Here is a 25,868-nt window from a genome sequence, read left to right as displayed (position 1 = left end):
GACAGTGATGAAGAAGAAAAAGAAAATCGTAGAGATACTGACGGTTTCCAGAGCGGATCGGCGCATACTCTCAAATGTACCTGACCCGGAGAACATCCGTGTTCAGGTGGATCGCAGGGGTGTGAAGGATGACACAGCAAATAGCGATCAGGAAGATCCTGAGTACATCAACCGGTTGCGTATGCTTAGTTTACGCTATATGGCTGACTTTGAAGTGCTGCTCGTGCCCAGAAGACAAACAGCGAAGAGCGGAATCAAGGCAAAAGCTGTCGACATATCCTCATCAGGTCTTTTGGTCGAACTGAGTGCTCCTATAGACGGTCTGCAAGTCGGGAGTGTCGTCAATATTCAATGCAATATCCCACCTGGTACGATGCCGGAAGGATTTGAATCGTCCGTCAAGCTGGATGCCAAAGTGGTACGCATTTTCACCCGTCAGCAGGACGATCAGGAAATACTGATGATGGCGTTTGAATTTTCCAAGCCGCTCACCGATTATTTCCAGCAGAAGCGGTGGGGTTACGCAATTTACATGGCGAGTGCTTCCTTGTTCGTAGCAGCACTTTTCGTTATGCTCATGCGCGCTGAGAGCATTATTTATTTTAAATACAATATTTATTTGTACTTATACAGCCTCATTGCGGCGGCTTTTTTGCTGACGAGGTACTTATTCGGAGCTTTGTATCGGGACGTGCCTGTCAATCCGGATTATACGCCAGGCGTGAGCATTATTATCCCCTGCTTCAATGAAGAAGAGTGGATTCACCGGACGATCTTGAGCTGTGTGAATCAGAACTATCCGATTGACAAGCTGGAGGTTATCGTAGTAGATGACCGGTCGACGGATAAGTCTGTGGAACAGATCGAAAAAGTCATCGCGATGATTCACAACGAGGCAGGACGGTATTTGACAAAAGAACGCGTGAAAATGCATGTACTGCCTGAAAACGGTGGTAAACGGGTCGCACTGGTAAAAGGTGTGGAGATGGCGAAGCATGATCTGGTCGTATTCGTGGACTCGGACAGCTTTTTGGAGCCTACCGCGATCAGAAACCTGGTGCAGCCGTTCCAAGACCCGCGCATGGGCGGTGTCGCGGGACGTACAGATGTAGAGAACAAATTCACCAATACGATTACCAAGCTGCAAACGGTCCGTTACTATATCGCCTTTCGGATCATGAAGGCAGCGGAATCGTGGTTTGACAGCGTAACTTGCTTGTCGGGACCGTTATCCTGCTACCGGAAAGAGCTCATTCTTGAGCATTCCGAAGCGTGGTTAAACCAAAAGTTTCTCGGACAACCAGCTACCTTCGGGGACGACCGAAGCATGACGAACTTTATTTTGAAAACCCATCGCACAGGCTATCAGGATTCAGCTATTTGCTCCACGATAGTTCCCTCTGATATGAGTGTATTTTTGAAGCAGCAGATGCGTTGGAAGCGCTCCTGGTTACGGGAATCACTACGCGCGAGCTCGTTCATTTGGCGCAAAGAGCCATTCATGGCCCTGTTCTTCTACATTGGACTGATCGTACCTATCGCTGCACCTGTTATCGTTCTCTACAATTTAGGCTATGTCCCGCTTGTTCATCATGTGTTCCCGGGCACCTTTTTGATGGGGCTATTATTGATGGCGCTGCTGATGAGCCTGGCGCATCTGTTTTTCCGCAAGAGCAAGCTATGGCTATTCGGAATCGTATTCTGTGTGTTCTATGAGTTCATTTTGCTCTGGCAAATGCCTGTCGCTTGGGTCACCTTCTGGAAATCGACGTGGGGTACACGCGAAACACCGCAGGATGTCGAAGCAAGGCTGAAAAGAGAAGCACGCAAACAAAAGAAAAAAGGGATTGGATTACCTTTTTAAGACGCGTAGAAACGGTTACGTACGTGGCTTAGAGATCGAGACACACAGGGAGTGAGGGTGGCAGGTGTTATGACAAAGAAACAAAATACTGCCCTTGACTATCGTAAGAAAAATCGCAGGAAAATCATCAGAACGATTATGCAAACCGCGATCTTGCTGGCCTTGGGTATAATGCTATACACCGTGATTTTTGATGTCGTGAAATACCAGGAACCGGATCAAGCGAGCTGGAACAACGATAAAGGCTTTATTGCGCTTTCTTACTTTGGCGTGGGTCGGTCCGGTACTCCTAAATTAATTGCCAAAAAGCAATTGGATGAGCAGCTTCAGGCGCTTTATGATCAAGGCTACGTTACGATTTCTCAGCAAGATATCATTGATTTCTATGAAAAAAAGAAATCTCTTCCTGACAAGGCCTTATTTTTATCCTTTGAGGATGGACGTAACGATTCGAGCTTGTTTGCCCAGCCAGCTTTGGAAAAATACAATTACAAAGCAACGATTCTCTCTTATGCCAACAAGATGGGGAACAGCGAAAATAAATTCCTCCAGCCCAAGGATATGCTGAAAATGATGAGATCCGGCTTTTGGGAAATGGGCACTAATGGCTACCGTCTTACTTACATTAACGTCTTTGATAACGAAGGACGTTTTGTTGGTGTCAAGGATGAGGGTGAGCTGTCTAACAAAACAAAGGTCGGCTATTACAATCACTACTTGATGGATTTTATCCGGGATCACAACATGATTCCGATAGAAGATCGAAGCAAAATGGAAGAGCGGATTCATTACGATTACAAACAAATCAAAGACATTTACTCTAGCCAGCTGGGATTCGTACCGGGAGTCTATATGATCATGCATGCCAATACGCTGTATGACGGGATGAACCGCTTGGTATCCGATGCAAATGACGTGAACATCAAAGAGCTGTTCAAGATGCATTTTAATCGGGAGGGCAATGCTTACAACGACAGCAAAAGCAATCTGTACGATCTGACAAGGGTGCAGCCAGCCCCTTACTGGTATACCAACCATCTGCTGATGAGAATCCAGCATGATACCGGGCAAAAAATGAAATTTGTACGTGGTGATGAAGAACATAATGCGAAATGGGATCGGTATAGCGGGACAGCGGAATTTATGGAAAACAAAATTGCGTTAACCTCCCCTCCTGGTTCCGCTGGGATGTTATATTTAAAGAACAGTGCAAGCCACCGTGACTTGAACATTTCGGCCAAGCTGGAAGGAAATGTAATCGGCAAGCAGACTGTTTATGTTCGGTACGATCGACTCAAGGACAGCTTTATTCGGATTGTTCTGCATGATAATAAGCTGACCGTAGAGCAAAAGCAGCCCAAAGGTGAGGTAAAGCAGTTGTTCACGACTAAATTAAGTGATGTCGTGTGGAACCCGTTGGACCTGTCTTTTGATCGTGCGTCGGTCTATACGCGGGAGCAGGGTGAATCGGGCGCTCCCAAATTGGAAGAGTATCCAATCAATATTCAAAACACACGTCAGATGGAGATTGCTTTAAAAGGAGATTCCTTACGTGTAACGGTTGACAAGGAAGTACTGCTGGACAGTCAGAAGATCGACAGCACCATTGAAGGCGGCGTCGCACTGGAAGCTGAATACAGCGAAGTGAACAAAAAAGATGATATTTATGATGGCGTCTTTACGGACGTAAAGGTGGCTTCACCAGGAGCAGAGGGAGCAGAAGAAACGGTATTGTTCACGAATATTTACACCGGGTTCCAAGGTGTAGTGGCACGAGTCGAGAATGCGATTGATGCTTCGATCGATTGGGTGATCGACACCTTCTAAATTAAGCAGCAAAGGGGATTCGTTCCAGGTGTCAAAAACTAATCTGGTAGGCAGGCGAGGCGTGATCCTGACGGCAATGCTGTTGATCTTGGGCGGTATGGTAGCCTGGTATTTGCAGAACGGGGATAATGGCGATAACCTGAAAAAGGTCGATGCAGCGGAACAAAAGAAAAACCTGGAGCTGACTGCTTGGGTCGTTGATTGGCAGTGGCAGGAAGCGACAGCGGACTTCAATCGTATGACAGACGGCTTGTCCGGTGTACAGGCGTTTGCCGCGTATTTTGATGAATCGGACAAGTTGTTGTTTACGGATCAATTTAAGAAGGCACTGCCGGTGATTCATGATATTGCCAAGCAAGGCAGCTTTGTGAATGTCGATTTGACGATTGTAAACGACCGAGTGAATAAAGACGGGACAGAGGTACAAAAGGACCCTGCTATCGTTTCGAGACTGCTAGCAACGGATGAGAGCCGTGAGAAGCATATCAAGGAAATCATGGATGCTGTGATTTCGAACAATTTTCATGGTGTGGAAATCGATTACGAGAAGATCGACAGAAAAGACTGGTACAATGTGATTGTTTTTTACCGTGAGCTGTATTACAAGCTGCAAGCAGCGGGAAAAACAATGCGGGTTGTGCTGGAGCCGCGTACGCCGATTGAGGAAATTTCGCTGCCAGAGGGACCTACCTACGTGATGATGGCGTATAATTTGCACGGCACGAAAACCGATCCAGGACCAAAAGCCGATCCTGCCTTTATCGAAAAGCTGGCGAATCGCTTAAAACAAGTGCCGGGCAAAAACATGATTGCGCTCGCGCTAGGTGGATTTGACTGGTCAGAGTCAGGGAAAGTAACGTCTGTAACCGAAAACCAGGCTGTACAGCTGGCGCAAACAGGCTTGGAGCCGCCAAAGCGCGATGAAGCGAGTGGCAGTCTCTCTTTTCAATACGTGGACAAGGAAGGAATCACACATACAGTGTGGTATGCAGACGAGGTCACCTTGTCACAATGGATTGGCGTGGCCAGAAAATCGGGATATGACAAGATCGCTTTATGGCGACTTGGCGATCTTGGACAAGGCGTACTGGACTATGTCAATGAATAAACAGTGATTTGGCTGGGCTGGAGCATGTATTCCAATCAAAGAAAAAGAATCAGAGGACACGTAGAAAAGCGTGGTCCTCTTTTTTGTATGCTGACTGTACATAGTAATGTTCGAATTATGTTGATATAAATAAATGCGAGACGATAGTGAATCACAAAAAAACAATAAAACACGAACGATATCAAATTACTATTTGAAAAAGATCGGTTTTTGTGTTAATTTAACACTTGTGAAAAATGATCGTTCAAAATGATTTTTGAAATGAAGGAGAAGAAAAACATGGAATGGAAAGACATCATTGCGGCTCTCAGTGTCGTATTAAACGGCCTGCCGCAAGGTCTGCTCGCGCTATCTTTGGGCTTTGCATCTGTACCTACTGCCTTGGCTTTCCTCGTCGGTGCTGCAGGTAATGCCCTCACTGGCTCAGTGGCAGTCGTATCCTATCAGGCTGAGACGATTGCTCTGGCTGGAACGATTGGCAAAAGCATGAGAGACAGACTTTCGATGATTTTTGTTGGCGGCATTATTATGACCATTATCGGTCTGTTCGGCTTTTTGGAGAAAATCGTAGAATTCATTGGCCCGGTTATTACGAACGGGATGATGGCGGGTGTTGGGATCATGCTGGCACGCGTGTCCTGGGACATGGCCCGCAACAACATGCCTGTGGGTGCGACCTCGATGGCTACCGGCTTGCTCACGTATTTCATGACCAAGGATTTGGTTTATACCGTTACTGTATCTGTACTGGTATCCAGTGTCGTAGCGATTGTGCTCAAGCAAGACGGTGCGATCAAACCACTCGTTAATGATCGCCTCGTGCTGCAAAAGCTGACGTTTTCCCCCGCTATTTTGCGTGGAGCGATGGCGATGGTATGTTTGAACATCGGTGCGAATATCGCTTTTGGCCAAATTAACGGGGAGATTGCGAAATCGGATGTAAATATCGATACACTCAGTGTCATTAGCAGCGTGGCGGATATGGTATCAGCCCTGTTCGGGGGTGCCCCGGTAGAAGCGATTATTTCTGCGACTGCAGGTGCTCCAAACCCGGTAGCCTCTGGAGTATTGATGATGGTATTGATGGCTGCAATCCTGTTCGCTGGTTTGCTGCCAAAGATCGGCCGCTATATTCCGAGTGAATCGATTTCCGGCTTTTTGTTTGTACTCGGGGCAATCGTGACTGTGCCTGGAAACGCTACTGCTGCGCTGACCTCAGGAGATCCTTCATCTGGACTGGTTGGCGGCATGACCATGGTGGTTACAGCGATTTCCGATCCGTTCTTCGGAATGCTGGCAGGCTTGCTGATGAGAGTATTGATAAGCTTCTTTGGAATGTAGGATGGAAACAGGAGGGAGTACCATGGAAAAGACATATATGCTTGAAGTAGCAGGAGTGACACGTGAACTGCCGATTATGCCGATTGCAGATAATTTGAGCATCGCGAGCTTCGTCATTTTAGGAGATACAGAGCTGGTAACGGCTGCTGCTCCGCTGCTGGCTGAAAAGCTGCCAGAGGTAGACGTGCTGATTACTGCGGAAGCAAAAGGCATTCCGCTCATTTTCGAAGTTTCTCGCGTTCTCCAAATGAAAAAATACTATGTCGCGCGGAAGAGCACCAAGCCGTACATGGATGCGCCGCTGATTAACGAAGTAGAGTCGATCACCACACAGAAAAAACAAATCCTTTGTCTCGATGGGGCAGATGCCAGAGAAATCGCGGGCAAGCGGGTTGCGATCATCGATGACGTGATCAGCACAGGCAAATCGTTGCAGGCGATCGAGGATCTGGTCGTACAGGCGGGCGGCAATGTTGTTGCGAGAGCAGCTATCTTGGCTGAGGGCGATGCAGCAAAGCGTACCGACATTCTGTTTTTGCAGGAGCTTCCACTGTTCCCGCACGAGTAAAGATCAAAATAAAACTCCCCTTCTGAATGCTCGGAAGGGGAGTTTTGTGCTTTTATTTCAAGAGATAGACCGCTCGGGAAGCCACAATCCCCTTCGCATTCTTATCCTCGATCTTTTGCTCCACAAACGGAATTCCTGCTTCCTGCAGGCGGATGCGGATCGCACTGAAGTGATGGAAATCCACGGTCAGCGTCTTGTTGCTATTCTTGATATCCTGTAGCTGCTGCTTCGCATAGCTATTGATGATCACTTGTCCTACGGTATGCGCTGTGCCGACAAGCAGCATGTTTACTGTCAGGACCACAACCATCACTGTAGTTATCGTGCGGGTCAGGCGTTTGTCAGCTACCCAGCCAGCAATCGCAATCAGAATGGGAATCAGCCATAGCTGTGGAACATAACGTGCCCACCAGCTCTCGGGATTGACGATTACCGTAAGCAGCAGGAGTGCGCTGATAACCAAGAACGGCTTCGACTTCGTTCTGTCGGACGTAAGCAGCAAAAATAGTAGCAAGCAGCTGAGGAGCAGAACCCCGCCAAAAAGAGGTCCCATCCCGGAAACACGCACATCCGGTCCGTAAAATACCATTAGTTCATCAAACGTAACTGTAAACGGCCATTTGAAGGTGGTGTCATTCGGCGTTGCGATGTTTGCTGACTTGCTAAACAGAGAAGTCCCCAGCTTTTGCAGCGCATTGATCTCTTTAAAATTATGAGGGCTGTTCGAGGTCATGATATCGACCGCGCCTTTTCCCGACAGCGGATAAAAAGGATGCCCTTTTGAAAGCGTGTTGGTGACGTACGGATTGAAGCCGACGATCACCACGGAGATAAGCAAGCTGACGGAGAGCCATCCAAGCAGGCTTTTCCATTTTCTTTGGCGATCGTAGAAAAAGAAGAGAACCAATAGCCCACACCCAAGTAATACAGCGTACACCAAAGCGGTAAACTTGATTTGGGCCAGCAGCATGAGCGCTGCGCAAAGCGTCAACAATACCCAGCTGCGATACTTCATAAATAGCAAGTAACCAAGCGCACAAATGATGAGGATGAGCGATCCGAGCTGACCATCGATATAGTAGGAGGTCGCCTGTGTCATTACAACCGGGTTGAAAGCAGCCAAGAGTGAAACGAGCACGGCTCTCCCCTTTTTGGTCGGAAAGGCTGTCAGCATGGCAGCTACGCTAAGGAAAAAGGAAGCTGTGAGCAAGAGCAGGTTAAACATTTTTCCGATTTCAATCTGATCGGTCAGCTTGTACATGACCGCATCGAGCATCCACGGGCCTTTGGCATAATGATTAATCCAAAGATGAAAAGCAGTCAAAATTTCTTTGTTGTCCATTTGCTCGATCGGCTTAGCTGTGGGCGGAGCAAGCGGACTGTCATGAACAGGGTTCCAGCCTTCCTTTAACAGGATAATCGCTTCCTGATGATACGTTTGTCCGTCAAAAGAGAGATCAAACGTATTTGCACTGATGTACCAGCTGACGCCGACAATCACAGCTAAACCAACGAGAAGTGAGCCGAGCCATGCAACATAGCGAGCCGGAGCGAGCTTTATCAGTCCGCCAACGAGGCAAGCCAGTGCAGCGATTGCCGCTAGCCAAAAGCTGAGGGCGGATACGGAGATCCCAAACAAAAACAAAATCGATGTGCTAAGCACGATGCCTGCCATAAACAATAGCAAGGTCATCCCTATTAAAAACGAATACATGCCTGTACGGCTTTTCATATGCTTTGTCTCCTGTCTACGTGCCGAGAATTCCATGGATAAGCTGAGACAGCAGATGAAGCAGTGTTGCGAGCAGGATGCCGAGAACCAGTCCTCCGGCAATTTCCCAACGTGTATGTCCCATGCTTTCGCGGAAAGGCTTTGCTGCTGCCCCATCCGGGCGTTTGTCTGCAAGCTGATTGAGCGCCGCAGCATGCTTTCCTACAGCTCTACGCAAACCAGTCGCATCGATGATGATAATAAAGGTCACGGCCACGCCAAGCCCAAATATCGGGTGCGTAAAACCTTCTTGCAAGCCAATCAAAAAAACAGTCGTCACCATAACAGTCGTATGTGTACTGGGAAAGCCGCCATTGCCGACCATTTTTCTGGCTTCTTTACCAAAGCGCAGGTAGTTAATCAAAAACTTGGTTACGCCTGACACGAACCAGCCAATAAACGGCGCCAATGCATATAACATGATAAAACTCCTTTAGTGGGTATTACGATTGGGCAATGACGATGACGCCAACGACGATGATTGCTAGACCAGCCATTCGCATAAGGGAAATCGGCTCTTGAAAAATGAGAAACGAGAGGCCAGCAACGAGTACATACCCTAACGCCGCCATCGGATACGCATAGGAAAGCTGTACTTTTTCCAGTGCTGCAATCCAAATAAACGCAGAAAGTCCGTACAGCGCAAGGCCCGCCATGATCGGCAGGTTCGTAAAGTAGTGCAGAAACTTCATCAACAGCATTTCATTTTTTCCGCCCAGCGAGGATGCGCCCATCTTCATGGCAATTTGCCCGCATGCACTGAGGACCACGGAGATGATGATAAGAACGAGTGATGGCATAGCTAGATCCACAACCTATCTGTGCAATTATGTTTCAAAAGCGTAAATAATTCCTGCTACCGTGATGACATAAAGCAACACAGTGATGAGAATCGGCTTGTCCTGAATCAAAACTTTTTCAGGGCTGCCTCCTTTGTCCGTGATCGTAATTAAATAGAGATAGCGGAAAATCCCGAAGATCACAAATGGAATTGTCCACATCAGCTGAATGGTACGACCCGATGTGAAGGTAAACAACGAGTAGCTAATGATCGTCGCCGAGGTGACAATTGTATTGAGCTGATTCAATAATTCCGACGAATAGCTGTCCAGCACTTTGCGATGCGTTCCTTTTTCCGTCTGCAGCAGGTGAAGCTCATGACGTCTTTTGCTGATGGCGAGGAACAGCGCGAGCAACATCGTGCATAGCAAAAACCACGGAGTAAACGGCGTTTGAATCATAAGACTGCCACCGATGGCGCGTAGTACAAATCCTGCAGAGATAATCATGACATCCAAAATGACGACATGCTTCAGCTTCAGCGAATAGGCGATGTTGATCAAAAAATAAATCGTGAGCACAACGCCAAACAGTAGATCAAAATAAAACGCGGAAACGAGCGAGCCTGTTAGCAGGACGGCACCAAATCCGAGGGCTAAAAAAGGCGGCAGGGCTCCTGAAGCCATCGGTCGGAATTGCTTTTCAGGATGATTGCGATCGTTTTTGATATCGACAAAATCATTCAGGATATAGACACAGCCCGATACAAAACAAAAAAGCAAGAAAGCGACTGTCGATTCAACGACCAACCCGGGACTTACTTTGTGGAGGGAAAATAGCAATGCGGCAAAAACGAGTAAATTTTTGGTCCATTGATGTGGCCGGAGTTGGCGAATTAAAAGAAATACGATATTTTGTGCGGCCGGTGATTTGGCTTTGACGTCTACTTTAACAGAATTAGATGTTGCCCCCATATGTCGCTCCAATCAATAAGAATCTTGTCCGTAAAGAATGACGGAAAATGTAAAAAGAACGTTACACCTGATATATGGTAACACAAAATGTCAACCAGAAAAGAGGATTAAAAAAGGATTGTTTGTGTTGCATTGAACCGGCATGAAGAACCTGGAAATAACGCAGCTTGTGAGTTTTTTGTGAGTATGAAATGATAGCATGAATGGATTCGTGTTTGGTGGGAAGGTGATTCTCTATTAAAACGTGGAAGTACCTAAAAATGATCGGAATCTGCTTGCTCTTTTCTGTCTCCATTTTGACTTTTTACAGCATCTATAACCTAACGATACCCGTCAAAGACACACCGCCAGCGAATAAAGGTGTACTCGATTTATCGGGCTGGGACTTCCGCAGTAAAGGATTGGTCAGCTTGGATGGGCAGTGGGAGTTCTATGAGGGACAGCTTCTTACCCCCGCTGATTTTCGGGGTGGGTCACCGTTAGATATGACGTACATAACCGTTCCGGGTACATGGAAGGGAAAAGATGGAGCAGGAGGGATGAGCCGAAAGGGTTACGGAACGTATCGGCTAAAGGTAGTCGTGTCTAACATGGACGACATATACGGCATCAAGATGCGAAACATTCGGATGTCCCATCTGTTGTTCATAAACGGCAAAATAGAAGGAGCGAGTGGTGCTCCTGCTGGCAGCCTGGAGCAGCATCAGCCGGGGAATACCCCGTACAGTACTTATTTCCATACCGATAAACGTGAAGTGGAAATCATCATTCAGGTAGCCAACTACATGTATATCACGGGAGGAATCATCAATTCGATTCAGTTCGGATTGCACAGCGATATATCCATGCTCAGTGGAATCCAGCTTGGTACGGACATTGGAGCAGTGATCATTCTCGTTATTTTAGGTATTTACCATCTCAATTTTTACTTTCTACGAATGAAGGAAAAAGCGTATTTGGTGAGTGGCCTCTATTTATTAACGATCATGGTAGGGCAACTCATATACGGAGAAAAGGTTCTGCTTCGCTTTTTACCGATGATTCCGTTCGAGATTGCCTACAAACTCCAAGATCTCAGCGTTTATTTGAGCGCAATTGAGATGCTTCTCTTGTTTTATTTCATGGATCGCAGATTGATGAGCGTAAAACGAGTCAAGCAAGTCATTGCCCCGCTAGCGATCTACATCGTGGGAATCATCGTTTTGCCTTATCCGGTTCATAGCGAGTATGAATATTTGTTTCTGATTTACATAGAGATTCTCTTCTTGTACATCATCGCGAGAACGATCTATCTCTTGAATCTGGATCGCCAAAAGGACCCCTCCAAGCGAAAAGAAGTCTTGCTATTTGTCAGTGCCAGTGGTGCTTTGCTGATCTTTTTAACGGATGGAATTTTGTATTCAGAGAACATCGTACCTACTGATTTAGTAGGCAAAATGTGTTTTATTGCTTTTATCACCCTGTACAACATTCTGTTAGCTGTACGCTTCACAACTGCTTTTGAAAAGACAGAGACACTTTCGCAGCAGCTGGCTTTATCAAATCAGCTCAAGGATGAGTTTTTGACGAATACCTCACATGAGATGAAGACACCGCTGCATGGTATTTTAAACATCACTGCTCACTTGCTGGACGACGAGGAGAACACGCTGACTGCCAAGCAAAAGCAAAATCTGTGGCTGGTCAAGGACACGTCGGTCAAGCTTTCGATGCTGATTCACGATTTAATAGATGTTACACGACTCAAGCATGGAGAGCTGCGGCTGAATTTGACTGTGGTAGATGTACGGGTGGTAACGCAGTTCGTTTTTGATGTTTTGCAATTCGAGTTATTGGGAAAAGATGTGCGTCTGGATAATCTCGTGGAACCTGATGTGTGTGTCTATGCAGACGAGAACCGTTTGCGTCAAATCATGTACAATCTGGTGCAAAACGCGATCAAGCATACAGAAGAAGGCTTTATTCAAGTAAGGTCAAGTGTCATGGAAGCGGGCGTAACGATCTATGTAGAAGATACAGGAACGGGGATAGCTAGTAATTCGCACCAGACTATTTTTGAGTATTTTGAACAGGTAGAAGCGCCGCTGCCACAGGATGGCTATACAGGCATGGGCGTAGGCTTGTTTATTAGTAGAAAGCTTGTCGAGAAAATGGGCGGAGAAATTCGCGTCGATTGGTCTGAAGTAGGTCAAGGCACGCGCATAATGTTTGTTTTGCCAAAAGCAAACGTGACAGAGGCCAGCCGTGAGATTGCGGCTGCGGATATGGTTCGTAGGCGTGTCTTTCATCCAGATATAGATAAGCCGCTCGATTTATTACGGGAGTACGATCAGACGATTATGATCGTAGACGACGAGGCTTCCAACATTCATACACTGCTGCAAATGCTGAAAAAGCATAAATATAATGTGATTACGGCATTTTCGGCCAAAGAAGCCATGAATAAATTAAAGCAGTATCCAAAAGTAGACTTGGTCATTTTGGACGTGATGATGCCAGGAGTTTCCGGTATCGAATTGTGCCGTATGCTGCGTAGTCACTATTCCATCATCGAATTGCCGATCTTGTTTGCTACGGTCAAGGATACACCAGATGACATTGCTCTTGGCTACAGAGCAGGGGCGAATGACTATGTGACCAAGCCTTTTGATAGCGAGACGCTGATGGCGAGAATACAGACCTTGCTCGCGATGAAAACATCGATTCGCGAGGCGATTCGCAATGAACAGGCTTTCTTGCAAGCGCAAATAAAGCCACATTTCCTATATAATGCGCTGAGCAGTGTCGTGTCTTTCTGCTATACGGACGGAGAAAAAGCGGCACATTTGTTGTCGATGCTCAGTCAATATTTACGCTACATTCTCGACATGGACCGAAGCAGACCTTTTGTCCCGCTCTATCGGGAAATGGAATTGATTGAGGCGTATGTCGAAATTGAAAAAGCGAGGTTTGGGGAGAGGCTCCAGTATGTTGAATACGTGGATGAAAGTATTCAGCATATAGAAATTCCTTCTTTGTGCATTCAGCCTTTTGTAGAAAATGCCATCCGGCACGGCTTGTTTGAAAAAGAGGATCGTGGCACAGTAACACTGATCATACGTGAGGGAGATGGCTATATCCAAGTCGTGGTTGAGGATGATGGTGTTGGAATGCCGGATGACCTCCTGTACCAAATGACACAGGGAGTACAAAAAAGTGGCAGCATTGGTATCCAAAACATTCGGAAGAGATTCGAGTCCATCCCTGGTGCAGTATTTACAATAGATTCTGAGCTGGGACAGGGAACGAAAGTAACGATGTTTATTCCGATCAATAAGGAAGGTACGAAAGCTGTGATTACGGAGGGGAGGGACACATTTGTTTAAGGTAGTTATCGTGGAAGATGAGCAGCCGATTCTGGATTTAATGAAATATGTGATCGGACAAAACCCACATTATACGATTGTCGGAGCCTTTACCTCTCCATGGGATGCGTTGGCTTGTCTTCCCGATCTTTGCCCCGATGTGGCCTTTTTGGATGTAGAAATGCCGAGAATGAGTGGGCTTCAACTGGGACAAAAAATCAATGAGCTATGCGGAGAGACGAAAATCATCTTTACGACAGCCCATAAGCAGTACGCCCTCGATGCATTCGGGGTTTATGCGTTCGATTATATCCTGAAGCCTGTCACTTCGGCTGCTATTGATAGAGTAAGCCAGCGTTTACTGAAGCAGCACCCATCTATGGGAACGAGTGTAGTGAGCGTTAGCCAGGCATCTATTTCTTGCCTTGGAGGGTTCGAAATTCGCAATCCAGAAGGGCTTCCGGTTCGTTGGCCTACCAAAAAGACTGAAGAATTGCTCGCGTTCTTTCTTTGTTACCCAGAGCGTGATATTAGCAAGTGGCACTTAATGGATCTGTTGTGGTCGGAGATGGATGAGGAAAGGGCTACACATAATTTGCATAATACCATGTACCGGTTAAAAAAGCTGATGAAAGAACAAAGCCTCGGTATGGATATCCAAAAGACGAGTGAAGGCTATATGCTGCTACCGTTGCAACAGATGTATGATTTGCTTGCTTTTCAACAGTTCGATTTTTCCTCTGTAACGGAGACACAGGGTATGAGTAAGGTAGAGGACTTGTGGGCGATGTACAAGGGGCCATTACTGGACAGAAAGGATTACCTCTGGAAAACCTCCCTAGAGGAAGGGTTTGGCAAGCAGTATTCGTTGCTGGTTCGTACGTTGCTTGAGCATGATCTAGCCACCCAGGACTTGCGGCGTGCTGAACAGCGCCTGGATGCTTTCTTGGCGATGTATCCTTTACATGAGGAATTTAACTTAAGATTAATAGACATTTATGCTCGAAGTGGACAGCAACAAAAAATCTCTCTGCATTATTCCAAGTTCGCAAAAGCGTATCGGCTAGAGTTAGGAATGGAACCGCCCTGTGAGATAAAAGAATGGCTACGAGAGAACCAGTAATGGCAGAAAGAGACTACTCTTTCTGTTTTTTTATTTTTGGGGGAAGTTGGAATTGAAGCGTATAGCAACCGTCTGTCTGTCTTCTGTAAAATGCAGATAATTGAAATCCCCGAAGAACAGCTGTCGGACAAAATGCAAGCCTCTGATATTGAGAAACACAGAAACGATGAGGGGGAACGCATTCTGTCTCACCTAACCCCAGGGCATGCAATAGTTGCGTTTTTGTATGTGAAGCGAGTGAGAAAATATTGTATTAGAATGACATTGGCGCCAAAGGTATTTTGACAATAAAAGGTAATTTAAACAAAAATGTAAATATTTTCTTGTAAATAACGAGCTACTATAGTACATTGATGAAAATTGATTTTATCGAAAAATAACAAAAATAAAATTAATAGGTATTAGAAGTATAAATTGGAACCTATAGCTAATATTAAAAAGTTCATTTGGGTAGAAATGCAGTTAGCATATCTACCCAATATTTTATATATTATCGGAAAGTATAAAAAGTATAAGCGCAACTAAGGCACTGCCTGCGCCAAAAGACTTGGAAAAGTCAATCATAAAATAGATCAATAACTGCCACTTAATACATATTTTTAATTGCCAAAAACATGTCAAGGCAACAACGCCGAAGGGATTAGGTAAGTATGGATTCAAATAATGTAATTCAACTTTTCAGAAACAAAAACTATTTGAAGCTATTTTTTGCAGAATTTACTTCTCAATTAGGAAATGTTATTGGGATTATGGCTATAACATTTTATTTGCTTGATAAATTCAGCCAACAACCATACTACACCACACTTAAAGACATGATGCATGCTCTACCTGCATTAGTCGTTTTTCTGTTTATAGGAGTCTTTGCAGATCGATTAGACCGTCAGAAAATAGCTGCCAATTGTGATCTTATTCGAGCGTTTTTAACCTTATGTCTGATGATTTGCATATGGTATGACTCTATTGGCTTAATTTTTTTAGCCATTTTTATCCGGAGTGCTGTAGGAAAATTCTTTCCTCCCGCACAAAGTGCAATCATTCAAGGCGTATTATCAAAAGAAGAATATCCCCTTGCTGCTGGATTAAACTCTATGCTTGGAAGTATATTTTTGCTTTTTGGAAGTGGATTAGGCGCTGTAGTATATTGGAATTTGGGAGTTCAAGGTGCATTTTTACTAGACTTCATATGCTTATTGATTTCGGCAATGCTCATTTATTCTTGTAAGATAGAGTTATCTGTTCGTAAACCGAATGGAAGTACTAATTGGAAAGAACTCCTTACATTTAAAATACTATTAAAAGATTTTATTGATGGTGTAAAATACGTTGTTTATGATCGAGTGTTGCTACTACTAACTCTTGGTTCTGCTATACTAGGAGTAGTAAATGGTGGATTAGGAATAATTCCGATTTTTATTATGAAATATAAACTATCTCCAAATTTATATGAGGAAATGTCCGTAATAGAAACAATAGTTTTCGGAATAGGCATATTACTAGGAAGTGCGCTATGCGCAAAAGTTACGAAAAAAATTAAACTATACATGTTATTAATTTTAAGTCTAATTTTATCGGGAATCTTCGTTATAATCGCAGGCTTATCCTCTACAATTATTATCTTCTTGATTTTTCACTTTTTCTTTTCTGTATCTGTGTCGTTTATTAATATTTCCTTTTATGGATGGATACCACAAATTGTTAATACAAACATGATGGGAAGGTTTCGAGGTATTCTTGACCCAGTTTCAAGTTTATTTCAGTCCCTGTCCTTAGCATTTATTGCTTTCACTTTCCCATCTATATTTAGCATTGAAATGCTTTTTATTATAATTGGAGGGTCATTACTTCTTTTAGGGACGCTATATATATTAAAAATACCTTCATTAGTACAAAGGAAAGAAAAAGTGTTCGAAATTCAGTGATAATTGTAAGTGCAAATCAAAAGGAACAGACAATGTAGAAACGTAATGAACGGCTTATGGATGAGATTCGGAGTTATTGCCAGATGGCTAAGGACTTGCTGGAGCAGGCGGCAGAGTTGAGACGGACGGGATTTATTAGCATAATAAAGCAGCGGTGAGTCTAAGACTTTATTTTCTGGTCTTAGGTCACCGCTGCTTCAATTATTCAGGACAGTCTAAAATTTTCTTTACTTAGAACACTAGTTTATTTGAGGAATCGGTTTGACAGCCTTCTTCCGCATATTGAGTATGAAGTTGAAAATGACAATGGCCAGTACAATAATCTGTGGCACTGTCGTTTCCCAGTTTGCGTAGATGCCCAGAGTAGGTATGTGCAACAAGAAATCAGAGCTGTGTGCCGAGAGATGTCCTGTAACCTGAAGCGCATGAACACTAACGCCTACAAATTTAAAGGCCATATAGTAAAGCAGAAGACCAGCGACGAGGAAAAACGGGCGAACCGGAATCCGTGTACTGAGTCGGATGATGGCGTAGCCGATCACAGCCAGGACGACGAGTGCCCCGAGTACCCCCACAAGCAGATCGGTCATTGAGATTGTAGCTGCCATCCCCATGTAAAAGATGATGGTTTCTGCGCCTTCGCGGACAACAGCGAGAAAGGCGGTAAATGCGAGCGACCACAGAGCTCCTTTTGCCAAAGAAGCACCAATGGACTGTTCGACAAAGCGGTTCCATGCCTGTAGGTTCGATTTTCTGTGCAGCCAGGCGCCGATTGTGATCATGAACAAGACAGCGATAAGTCCAGTCACACCCTCGATCGTTTCACGCGAGCTGCCGGTCGATAGGTTGGAAAAGACGATACTTAGGACTACGGCGAGGATAGCAGAAGCGACAATGCCAACAGCTGCACCAGACCAAATCCATTTGCGTTTGTGAGCATTGCCCGATTTGTTCAGGAAGGTGAGAAGCGACACAATAATTAAGATGGCTTCGAGACCTTCACGAAATAAAATCAGTCCGGCATCCCACGCTGTGTAGGAGGAAGCCGTTGCATACGGTTCCAGCTCTGTTTTCATCTCTGCGAGCAGACCTGCTGCCTTTTCCCACTTCGGTGGATTAGACAATATCAAGGTCGGGATGGAAACCATTTTCGCTTCGACACTGCTATATGTTTCAGGCGACTTGGTCATCACGACGCCCTCTACAGATGGCCATGTGGAAATAAAGGTGTCCATTTTGCTTGCAGCGCTATCGACATCCTGGTTGCCAAGATCAGCCTCGACGGATTCCAAAAGCTGCAAGAGCGAAGAGATAGATGGCTGGTCCGCAGACACGGGAGCAGTTTCAGCGTTTTGGACGGCTTTTCCGGAAAGGTAGTCCTCTACGGTTGTGATCAATGCTTGCATCTTTTCCGTACTTTTTTTCGGATCAGGTGGCTCTGTGTTCAGAGCAATCCGAGCTCCACTGATTTTGATTTCCATATCGCCGTACACAGTAGCGTTTTCATTGCGGACAAGGCCCTCCGCCTTATACCAGCCTGTAACAAAGCTGTTGTAGGCTTGCTTTGCCTCATCCCAATTTTGCGTGGTTATAGCCGTCATGCTTTTTTGCAGGTGGGGAAGCAGGGCGGCAATTTGTTTATGGGCTTTTTCCTTTGGCTGTCCCGTATCTTCCTTGGCTGTTACAAAGCGGTCTGCTGCTTTAGCCAGTTTGGAAATGGCAGTGCTAGCAGCCTGTGGATTTGCAGTTACTTCAGAGAGGGCCTGCTGCGCATCAGAAATTGCCGTTCCCAAAGCCGTAGCTTCCGCAGAAGTGTCGTCTGTATTCTGGTCCCACAGTGTTTTCATATCGGCTACAGCCTTTTTGGCTTCGGCCCAATTTTGGTCTCCGCTGCTAATCAAAGCGTCACTGGACAGGGCGATCAGTTGTTTGAGCTGATCGGGCTGTAAGGGTGCAGCTAGAGCGGCCTGCAGGCCGGACGTCACCAGCAGGAAGCACATACAGATGATGAACAAATAGCGTTTCAAGGTGTGTTCACTCCATCCCCGATTGTGGGTTTAAAATAACGTGTCGCCAATGTATCCGCCCTCGCTTGCACCAGGCAAGCATGCGTACAGGCCACTGCCGACATGAGTGATGTATTCATTGAGCTGATCAACGGTTGCCAGCTTTTGTTGCATCGGTATGAACTGCTTGCGCGGATCACGGTTAAAGCAGATGAACAGAAGTCCGGCGTCGAGCTGTCCTGTTTTGACGTCCATCCCACTGGAGTAGGAGTAGCCTCTGCGAAGAATTTTTACTTTGCCGTCCATGTGCGCGAGAGCAACGTGAGAAGTGGCTGGTATGACTGGCTTTCCAGCAGAGTCTTTTCGATCCAGCTCAAGCTCGTCGAATTCACCTGTTTTTCCAAGTGGTGCGCCAGACTGACGGTGTCTGCCAAATGTGCTTTCCTGATCGTCCAGAGAGGAGCGGTCCCATACCTCGATTCTCATGCGAATCCGCCGCATCACCATGTAGCTGCCGCCTGCCATCCAGGCTGGATTATCTTCAGACTGTGCCCATACAATTTCGTCAGCTACCTTAGCGTCGCTGACTTGCGGATTGTTGGAGCCATCCTTGAAGCCCATAAGATTGCGTGGGGTCGACCCAGACGGATCTGCAGCGCTGGTACGCTGAAAACCATCCTGCAGCCAGTGCAATACTGCTTTTCCACGAGCAATTCGTGCCAAATTGCGCAATGCATGAAAAGCGACCTGCGGATCGTTGGCACAGACCTGTACGACAATATCACCGCCAGACCATTCCTTGCGAATCTCGTCACTGTTAAAGCGCGGTAAATCTACCAATGGAGCAGGCCGTTTGGCAGCCAGACCAAAGCGCTCATCAAAAAAGCTGGCACCAAGGCCAAAGGTAATCGTCATACGCATGGAACCAAGCCCCATGCTCTCTCCTGTATCTACTGGCGGGAGATGAGGGTTTTCGCTCTCATCGTCAACGCTTTTGCCTTCTGTTAGGCGCGCCGCTGCACTCGTCCAGCTCTGAAATAGCTTGCGCACATCGTCAATGGAAGTCGTTGTTAAATCAAAAGCACCCATGCAAATAAAATCCTGCATAGGTGTGGTGATGCCCGACTGATGCTTTCCATAAAAGGGGATGATCCCATCAACAGACGATGGAGCAGGGGAAACCTGCTTTGCTGTGGATGTAGCTGGAAGAAAAGTCTTCATTCCCCCAGCCCCCAGCAGCAAGCCGATTCCACCGACCCCTGCAAGCTTCAGAGCGTCCCGACGAGTCATTTTCTTGTTGGCGGCTTCCTCGAGACGTTTCGTATCCATCAGATTATCCTCCTATGATTGTTCCCATTTTGGACAATGGCTCAGCTAAGGCATCAATTGCTTGGCTCAGCTTTTTCACTTGGTCTTCCTTCAGCTCGGTGTACAGAACATAGCCATCATCTTTGCGATAAGGTGCGAGAGCCTTGTCGAGATCGCTGAAGCGTGTCTCGATTTCTTTTGCGAGTGCTGCATCCTTCGCTTCTACGGAAGATTTGAGTACTTTAAAGATTTCATTGGCACCCTCAACGTTAGCAGCGAAGTCATATAGGTCGGTATGAGAATAACGCTCTTCTTCACCGGTTACTTTGCTGGAGGAAACCTCATTTAATAGTTCGACTGCCCCAGTAACGAGCATTTTAACATCAATCTCTACGCCCTCTACCTTTACGCGCAGCTGTTTCACGTCTTGCAGCAGCTGGTCAGCTACCTTTTCTTGGTCAGCAACGGATTTCGTTTCCCACAAAGCTTTTTCTAGCTTGTGGTAGCCGCGCCATTCGTTATCAGGAACATCGCCTTCGCGGGCGTCAATCCACGGGTCGAAATCGCCAAGAGATTCCGCAATCGGTTCGATTTTTTCAAAGTAGGTGCGCGCGGGAGCGTACTCTTTCTTCGCCTTTTCGATATCTCCAGCTTTGACTGCATTAGTGAAGCTCTCTGTTGCTTTCACAAATTGGTCTGTTTGGGAGATCACCCATTTTTGATATTCATCGATAGAGGCTTGCAGCTCAGGACTGACTGCAGCTGACGTAGCAGGCTGTTCAGTAGTGGCAGGCTTGTCAGGCTGCGCTGCTTCCGGTTTTTTCTCTTCTTTTTGTGTTTCTGCATTTCCGCATGCGGATAGTAGCAGAGAAGAAGTCAGTACCACTGCTGAGAATGGATAAACCCAATGCTTATTCATTTTGAAAACATCCCCTTATTACATATAAGTGCTTGTTTATATATCGAGAATAAAAATCATTATCAGTCAGAAAATAACTTACTCCTTTCTTGAAAGGTTTGCAATCTTTTTTTAGAAAAGGATTTGATGATATTTTTGGAAACGTAAAAATGGCGTAAAAAACAGAAAAAACCGTCGAAGTTCGACGGCTTATAATCGGCTACGTATTTAGTTGCCCTGTTGCCCTGCGGGTGTTTGTTATTGAGCAGAATAGCCGCCATCTACTGGCAGCTCAATGCCGGTAATAAAAGAAGAAGCGTCGGAAGCCAGGAACAACACCCCTTCTGCTACATCGTGAGCTTTGCCCAGACGAGGCAGCGGAGTGAGGGAGCGGAACCATTGATTCATTTGGTCGTTTTCAAACATATCCGTTGTCATCGGGGTTTCAATGAAGCCAGGATGAACGGAGTTGACGCGAATGTTTTCCTTTGCATATTGAATGGCGGTTCCTTTGGTCAGCAAGCGAACGCCACCTTTGGATGCGGTGTAGGCACTTGCGCCGCTTCCGCCTGTCAGGCCTGCGATAGAGGAGATGTTAACGATCGAGCCGCCCTTGTTTTCCAGCATGACCGGGATGACATGCTTCATCCCGAGGAAGGTGCCTGTCAGGTTGATGTCCATCGTGCGATTCCAGCTTTCCAGTGTGGATTCATGCAGGGGAGTCGCTGAGCTTGGAATTCCTGCGTTGTTCACGAGGACATCCACTTTTCCGTAAGCCTTCACAGCTTGTTCTACTACTTGTACCCAGTTTTCCTCCGAAGTGACGTTGTGGAACAATCCAATCGCCTCGCCGCCTTGCTCCTTGATTTCAGCTACGACCTGATTCACTTTTTCTTCCTGAATGTCGGTCACGACGACTTTAGCGCCTTCTTGGGCAAAAAGCAATGCTTCCTCTTTGCCCATGCCGCTACCTGCCCCTGTAATAATCGCAACTTTATTTTGCAGACGCTTCATATGATATCTCTCCTTTTTGGAATGGTTAGTTGGACTTACGTATTTGCCAGTGAGAGGAAATCAGGTACGGTAGGGTTTCCTATATAATGTCCACCCTCGACCTGAATGGTTTGACCTGTAATGAATTTCGCTTCATCGGAAGCCAAAAAGAGTACCGTGTAGCCGATATCTTCCGGCTCGCCGTGATATGGCAGTGCATTGTACTTGGAGAAAATGTCCATTACTTCTGGTGAAATATGCGCCTTGGCTGCTGGTGTCAAAATCAGTCCAGGTGCTACGGCATTACAGCGGATGCGCTGGTGTCCATATTGGGTCGCCACGTATCTGGTCAGATTCACTACGGCTGCCTTGGTTGTACCATAAGCAGTACGAACGGCATCCCCAGCAAAGGCTGCCATCGATGCTGTGTTGATAATAGAGCCACCGCCTGCAGCAATCATGTGGGGAATGGCGTACTTGCAGCCGAGCATCACGCTTTTCGTGTTCACATTCATCTGCCTGTCCCATTCCTCGATATCCAGATTGACGACATCCAAATCCTTTTGTGGATTGTTGCCGCCGACGTTGTTTACGAGAATATGCAGGGAGCCGAATTTCTCTACGGCTGTATCAATCATTTCTTTAATCAAATCTCCATCTGCGGCATTGAGAAAGATCGCTTCTGCAATGCCTCCATCCCGCCGAATTTCCTCGGCAGCCTTTTGAGCGGCTTCGAGGTTGAAATCAGCGACGATCACCTTTGCACCTTCACTTGCGAGCAGCTTGGCAGAAGCAAGACCAATGCCGGAAGCACCTCCGGTTACGATCGCGACTTTGTCTCGTACACGGTTCATTGCTACGTCTCCTTTCAGAAGGAATACTGCAAGTATAAAAGGTGACGTAACGTCACTATCAAGAGCGAAATGACGGTCACTTTTTCCTTTTGGTAAAAGAAAGCTGGTTCCACAGTCAGCTGAAGAGGAGCAGTACGAGGGGTTGAGGTTATCTAGAAGCTTGTGTAAACTGTTCCTAATTGAGAATCGTCGTATTAAGTGAGCAAAGAGGGCGTAGCGAATGGCGAGGCAAAAAATACATATAGATGAGCTTTATGAGGTGACGGGTAAAATCCTGATTGAAAAAGGTTACGCGGGCTTTCACTTCAAATTGGTGTCTGATCAACTAAATGTGAGCCGAAGCACGATTTACGAATACTTTTCCAATAAGGATGAGCTGATTGCGTCCTTGATGGTTCATCTGATGGATACGATTATGGCGGAATATGAGGGCTTGGAGCATGTCGAGACGCCGATGCAAAAGCTCCGACACATTTTTGATTCGTTTATGAAGTACGCACATATCCATCAAATTTTGTTGTTTGCTCCGTTCGTAAACGGGGACGCATCAGACAACGTCAAAAAGTCGATGGCGACATTGCGGCAGCAGCATAATACGTTGAATCGGATGCTGAGAGATGTGATTGAAACTTGCAAAGAAGTCGGCTCGATACGTGCGGATGTCCCGAGTTCACTTGTGGCCAGCCTGTTGTTTCAAGCCATTCAAATCCCAAAAAGCCGTGAGACCTCCGAGGCAGATTGGAACAGCCTGATTTTTAACGTACTATTGGAAGGCTATGGGGTGCCAAACGGTCACAATGCTGCTACAACGTAGAAATTGACACTAGTGTCGGGAGTGTGAAATAATTGCACTGACATTCGTGTCTTTATTTTTTTGCTCGATCCGACAGAAGTGTCAGTAAGAGTTTGTTCAATCGGGGCAAAGTTGACACAAGGAAGACATAGACTTTTGAGGGCGGAATCCTATACTTTACATATATAAAATGGAACATATCTTGCAAAAGACGTCGAAATGAACAGGTTATTTCGGGAGATGAGCTGTTCAGGCCGCTCGTCGTTGTCCCGTGGTTCTACCACTGTCATGGAGCACAGGCGAATGAGGATGGCGAAGAATATTAGTGGATAGTTGCGACGATGAACGAAGCCCGGGCAAAATAATGTCCGGGTTTTTTGTTTATCGATAACATACTTCGTTTAAATGTCTGGCTGAGTTCACTACAAGTGCCTCCTCCGGTTTCCTCCCCACCACTACAGCCCGCCACATGTTTTTCTTGATTCCTTTTTCCCAAGTAAATGCTAGAATCAGATTCGTTGGGATCGCCAGTGGAAGTTGTCTGTTTTTCACCGTAGGCATTTTTCCTTAAACAAAGTAAAATAATTCTGATAGTAGGCATCGAAGGGAGGATTTCACCATGGGCGTAAGAAATGACGAAACTATTTTTTGTACAGGCTATTCCCGTTTGCCCGATGGAATGGCTGCTAAGAATTTGTATGGAGTCATGGGCGTCGGTTTTGAGATTGACCCCGAATCAGACAAAATCGTGAATGCTTCTTGTACCTTTGTCACCAACATGTGCAATGATTTTATCAAAAGCATTCTGGTAGGGCACGATTTGAAAAACGGCGTTGATCTTCCCATTCAAAAGTTTGAGCGGCGGTATTTTGGGCTCGGGAAAAAAGCCATCGTTTCTGCGATTCGCGATGCCTATAATCAGTTTGAAATCTATAAATCCATGACGTATGCAGAAGCGGCGTCCGAATAAAAACAGAGTATATTGAAAATTGAGCCGAGTGCGTATATAATGACCCCTAACAGATAAAACCAGCAAGTCGTTGTTCCAGTGGACAGGCATCCCCTGTTCATACCAGGCGGGACGTACGGACCAAGCTGAATGATCCAGACGCTTTTTTGCGCCTCGGATTGTTTTGGCTTGGTCCTTTTTACGTTTCACAAAATCTTACAGAAAAAAAGGAAGCGAGGGACCAAGCATGCTTTTGGCGATTCCAACAGCCGAAATTTTGCAGCGGCAAAAAGCTTTTTTGACACGACTTGAGAAGCACGGAGTAGAAGCTGCCATCTTGTTTGGAGTGACCGACATCTTTTATTTGACCGGTTTTCATTTTCATCCCACAGAACGCCCCATTGGACTGTTCTTTGCTCCGAATGGCAAGTCCCATCTGTTTGTTCCGGCACTAGAGCATGAGCACGCGGAGATGTTTGCGCAGGTAGACGAGGTGCATTCCTATCCAGAGTATCCGGGCTTGCGTCATCCGCTGGAGTATCTGAAGGAAGTACTGATCGCTGCAGGTTTTGAGGGCAAAACGATCGGGCTGGACGCGGATGGCTATGGCTCAGCGATGGGGTATCGAGGACCGAGAGTGAGTGAATTACTTGATGCAAAAGCATTCGTCTCCCTGCGAGGCTGGGTAGAAGAGGCACGTGCGGTAAAATCGGCTAATGAGCTGGAGCTGATCAAAGAATCGTTGCGTTGGTCGCACCTGGCTCACCGACTTCTGCAAAAATATTCGAAAGCTGGTATCAATGCGATGGAAATCGAGGGTCGTGCCAGTCACGAGGCATCGATGATGATGCTCGATGCGCTTGGTCCAGATTACAAGCCGTATGGCGGATATGGGCACAATGTGATTGCGGTGTTCCGTGGACAGGTAGGACCGATGTCGGCTGTGCCGCACGCCGTGACACAAAGCATCATGCTCAAGCACGGGGATACGCTGGTGACTGGAGCGGATGCTGCGGTTTGGGGGTACCATAGCGAGCTGGAACGGACGATGTTTGTTGGAGAAGCGAGTAAGGAGCAGGAGAAGTATTTTCAGCTCATGCTAGGCGCGCAGGACACAGCGTTTGCCACCATACGTGCAGGAATCCCGGCGAAACGCGTAGAGGAAGAAGTGCAGCGCTATTTCCGCGAAAACGGTGTAACTCATTTGACACGTCATCATACAGGACATGCCCTTGGCCTCATGAATCACGAAGCACCGTTTTTTGACCTCGGGGAAGAAACTATTTTACAGGCAGGAATGGTCATGTCGGTGGAACCGGGCATTTACGTAAATGGTCTTGGCGGCTTCCGCCATGCAGAGACGATTGTGGTAACGGAAAATGGAATGGAGATGCTGACATACTATCCAAGAGATTTGGAATCATTGATTTGCTAGGAAGTTTTCG

The 25,868-nt window shown here is 46.3% G+C and carries 22 protein-coding genes; 12 read left to right on the top strand and 10 right to left on the bottom strand.

Annotated elements, in window-relative coordinates; all coding sequences use genetic code 11:
• Positions 1-7: 7 nt before the first annotated feature.
• The 5 genes from C3B52_RS04510 (at position 8) to C3B52_RS04490 (ending at position 6,708) form a co-directional block, all read left to right on the top strand.
• Complete coding sequence (locus tag C3B52_RS04510; protein ID WP_103104904.1) at positions 8-1,864, top strand: glycosyltransferase; 1,857 nt, start codon at positions 8-10, stop codon at positions 1,862-1,864.
• 69 nt (positions 1,865-1,933) lie between these two features.
• Positions 1,934-3,691 (top strand): polysaccharide deacetylase family protein, encoded by a 1,758-nt coding sequence (locus C3B52_RS04505; RefSeq protein ID WP_103104903.1) that lies wholly within the window; start codon positions 1,934-1,936, stop codon positions 3,689-3,691.
• Between the two features lie 28 nt (positions 3,692-3,719).
• A complete protein-coding gene (locus C3B52_RS04500) occupies positions 3,720-4,799 on the top strand; it encodes a glycosyl hydrolase family 18 protein (RefSeq protein ID WP_235615598.1) in 1,080 nt (359 codons plus the stop codon).
• Between the two features lie 279 nt (positions 4,800-5,078).
• Complete coding sequence (locus C3B52_RS04495) at positions 5,079-6,140, top strand: solute carrier family 23 protein (RefSeq protein WP_103104902.1); 1,062 nt, start codon at positions 5,079-5,081, stop codon at positions 6,138-6,140.
• A gap of 22 nt (positions 6,141-6,162) precedes the next feature.
• On the top strand, positions 6,163-6,708 hold the full coding sequence (locus C3B52_RS04490; protein WP_103104901.1) for a phosphoribosyltransferase family protein: 546 nt from the start codon (positions 6,163-6,165) through the stop codon (positions 6,706-6,708).
• Between the two features lie 52 nt (positions 6,709-6,760).
• On the opposite strand, the gene C3B52_RS04485 is transcribed toward C3B52_RS04490, so the two are convergent.
• Genes C3B52_RS04485 through C3B52_RS04470 form a run of 4 tightly spaced genes read right to left on the bottom strand, consistent with a single transcriptional unit; the run spans position 6,761 to position 10,233 of the window.
• On the bottom strand, positions 6,761-8,440 hold the full coding sequence (locus C3B52_RS04485) for a hypothetical protein (protein WP_103104900.1): 1,680 nt from the start codon (positions 8,438-8,440) through the stop codon (positions 6,761-6,763).
• A gap of 16 nt (positions 8,441-8,456) precedes the next feature.
• The gene (locus C3B52_RS04480) at positions 8,457-8,900 is read right to left on the bottom strand and encodes a divergent PAP2 family protein (protein WP_103104899.1); all 444 of its coding nucleotides are present in this window, start codon (positions 8,898-8,900) and stop codon (positions 8,457-8,459) included.
• Positions 8,901-8,922: 22 nt separating this feature from the next.
• A complete protein-coding gene (locus C3B52_RS04475; RefSeq protein ID WP_103104898.1) occupies positions 8,923-9,279 on the bottom strand; it encodes an SMR family transporter in 357 nt (118 codons plus the stop codon).
• A 27-nt stretch (positions 9,280-9,306) separates the two neighbouring features.
• Positions 9,307-10,233: a decaprenyl-phosphate phosphoribosyltransferase gene (locus C3B52_RS04470; protein ID WP_103104897.1), complete on the bottom strand. Its 927-nt coding sequence runs from the start codon at positions 10,231-10,233 to the stop codon at positions 9,307-9,309.
• Positions 10,234-10,493: 260 nt separating this feature from the next.
• Between C3B52_RS04470 and C3B52_RS04465 the strand changes: the two genes are divergently transcribed.
• The 4 genes from C3B52_RS04465 (at position 10,494) to C3B52_RS04450 (ending at position 16,622) form a co-directional block, all read left to right on the top strand.
• Positions 10,494-13,598: a hybrid sensor histidine kinase/response regulator gene (locus tag C3B52_RS04465; RefSeq protein WP_103104896.1), complete on the top strand. Its 3,105-nt coding sequence runs from the start codon at positions 10,494-10,496 to the stop codon at positions 13,596-13,598.
• A complete protein-coding gene (locus C3B52_RS04460) occupies positions 13,591-14,700 on the top strand; it encodes a response regulator (protein WP_103104895.1) in 1,110 nt (369 codons plus the stop codon). The genes C3B52_RS04465 and C3B52_RS04460 overlap by 8 nt, the downstream gene beginning before the upstream one ends.
• Before the next feature lie 36 nt (positions 14,701-14,736).
• On the top strand, positions 14,737-14,985 hold the full coding sequence (locus tag C3B52_RS38140; protein ID WP_103104894.1) for a 23S rRNA (pseudouridine(1915)-N(3))-methyltransferase RlmH: 249 nt from the start codon (positions 14,737-14,739) through the stop codon (positions 14,983-14,985).
• 365 nt (positions 14,986-15,350) lie between these two features.
• On the top strand, positions 15,351-16,622 hold the full coding sequence (locus C3B52_RS04450; protein WP_103104893.1) for an MFS transporter: 1,272 nt from the start codon (positions 15,351-15,353) through the stop codon (positions 16,620-16,622).
• 239 nt (positions 16,623-16,861) lie between these two features.
• Here the strand turns inward: C3B52_RS04450 and C3B52_RS04445 are convergent, their stop codons facing one another.
• The 5 genes from C3B52_RS04445 to C3B52_RS04425 form a co-directional block, all read right to left on the bottom strand.
• Entirely contained in the window at positions 16,862-18,649 is a 1,788-nt protein-coding gene (locus C3B52_RS04445; protein WP_103104892.1) for an FTR1 family iron permease, read from the bottom strand.
• A 30-nt stretch (positions 18,650-18,679) separates the two neighbouring features.
• Positions 18,680-19,957 (bottom strand): iron uptake transporter deferrochelatase/peroxidase subunit, encoded by a 1,278-nt coding sequence (gene efeB / locus C3B52_RS04440; RefSeq protein ID WP_103104891.1) that lies wholly within the window; start codon positions 19,955-19,957, stop codon positions 18,680-18,682.
• A 4-nt stretch (positions 19,958-19,961) separates the two neighbouring features.
• The gene (gene efeO, locus C3B52_RS04435) at positions 19,962-20,855 is read right to left on the bottom strand and encodes an iron uptake system protein EfeO (RefSeq protein ID WP_103104890.1); all 894 of its coding nucleotides are present in this window, start codon (positions 20,853-20,855) and stop codon (positions 19,962-19,964) included.
• Positions 20,856-21,092: 237 nt separating this feature from the next.
• The gene (locus C3B52_RS04430) at positions 21,093-21,848 is read right to left on the bottom strand and encodes an SDR family NAD(P)-dependent oxidoreductase (RefSeq protein ID WP_103104889.1); all 756 of its coding nucleotides are present in this window, start codon (positions 21,846-21,848) and stop codon (positions 21,093-21,095) included.
• Between the two features lie 35 nt (positions 21,849-21,883).
• Positions 21,884-22,681: an SDR family NAD(P)-dependent oxidoreductase gene (locus C3B52_RS04425; RefSeq protein ID WP_103104888.1), complete on the bottom strand. Its 798-nt coding sequence runs from the start codon at positions 22,679-22,681 to the stop codon at positions 21,884-21,886.
• A 220-nt stretch (positions 22,682-22,901) separates the two neighbouring features.
• Between C3B52_RS04425 and C3B52_RS04420 the strand changes: the two genes are divergently transcribed.
• The gene (locus C3B52_RS04420) at positions 22,902-23,495 is read left to right on the top strand and encodes a TetR/AcrR family transcriptional regulator (RefSeq protein WP_103104887.1); all 594 of its coding nucleotides are present in this window, start codon (positions 22,902-22,904) and stop codon (positions 23,493-23,495) included.
• Between the two features lie 360 nt (positions 23,496-23,855).
• Here the strand turns inward: C3B52_RS04420 and C3B52_RS36320 are convergent, their stop codons facing one another.
• On the bottom strand, positions 23,856-24,026 hold the full coding sequence (locus tag C3B52_RS36320) for a hypothetical protein (RefSeq protein WP_164684696.1): 171 nt from the start codon (positions 24,024-24,026) through the stop codon (positions 23,856-23,858).
• A 67-nt stretch (positions 24,027-24,093) separates the two neighbouring features.
• Here C3B52_RS36320 and C3B52_RS04415 point away from each other — a divergent pair, with 67 nt between their 5' ends.
• Both C3B52_RS04415 and C3B52_RS04410 read left to right on the top strand, forming a co-directional pair.
• Positions 24,094-24,444: a DUF3870 domain-containing protein gene (locus C3B52_RS04415; protein WP_049740614.1), complete on the top strand. Its 351-nt coding sequence runs from the start codon at positions 24,094-24,096 to the stop codon at positions 24,442-24,444.
• A gap of 226 nt (positions 24,445-24,670) precedes the next feature.
• Positions 24,671-25,858, top strand: a complete 1,188-nt coding sequence (locus C3B52_RS04410; RefSeq protein WP_103104886.1) for a M24 family metallopeptidase — start codon at positions 24,671-24,673, stop codon at positions 25,856-25,858.
• Positions 25,859-25,868 lie beyond the last annotated feature (10 nt).

It is taken from the genome of Brevibacillus reuszeri, from assembly GCF_002897295.1.
Classification (GTDB): Bacteria; Bacillota; Bacilli; order Brevibacillales; family Brevibacillaceae; genus Brevibacillus; species Brevibacillus reuszeri_A.
Note: the sequence above shows the minus strand (reverse complement) of the source record. Positions and strands in the feature narration are given on the sequence as shown.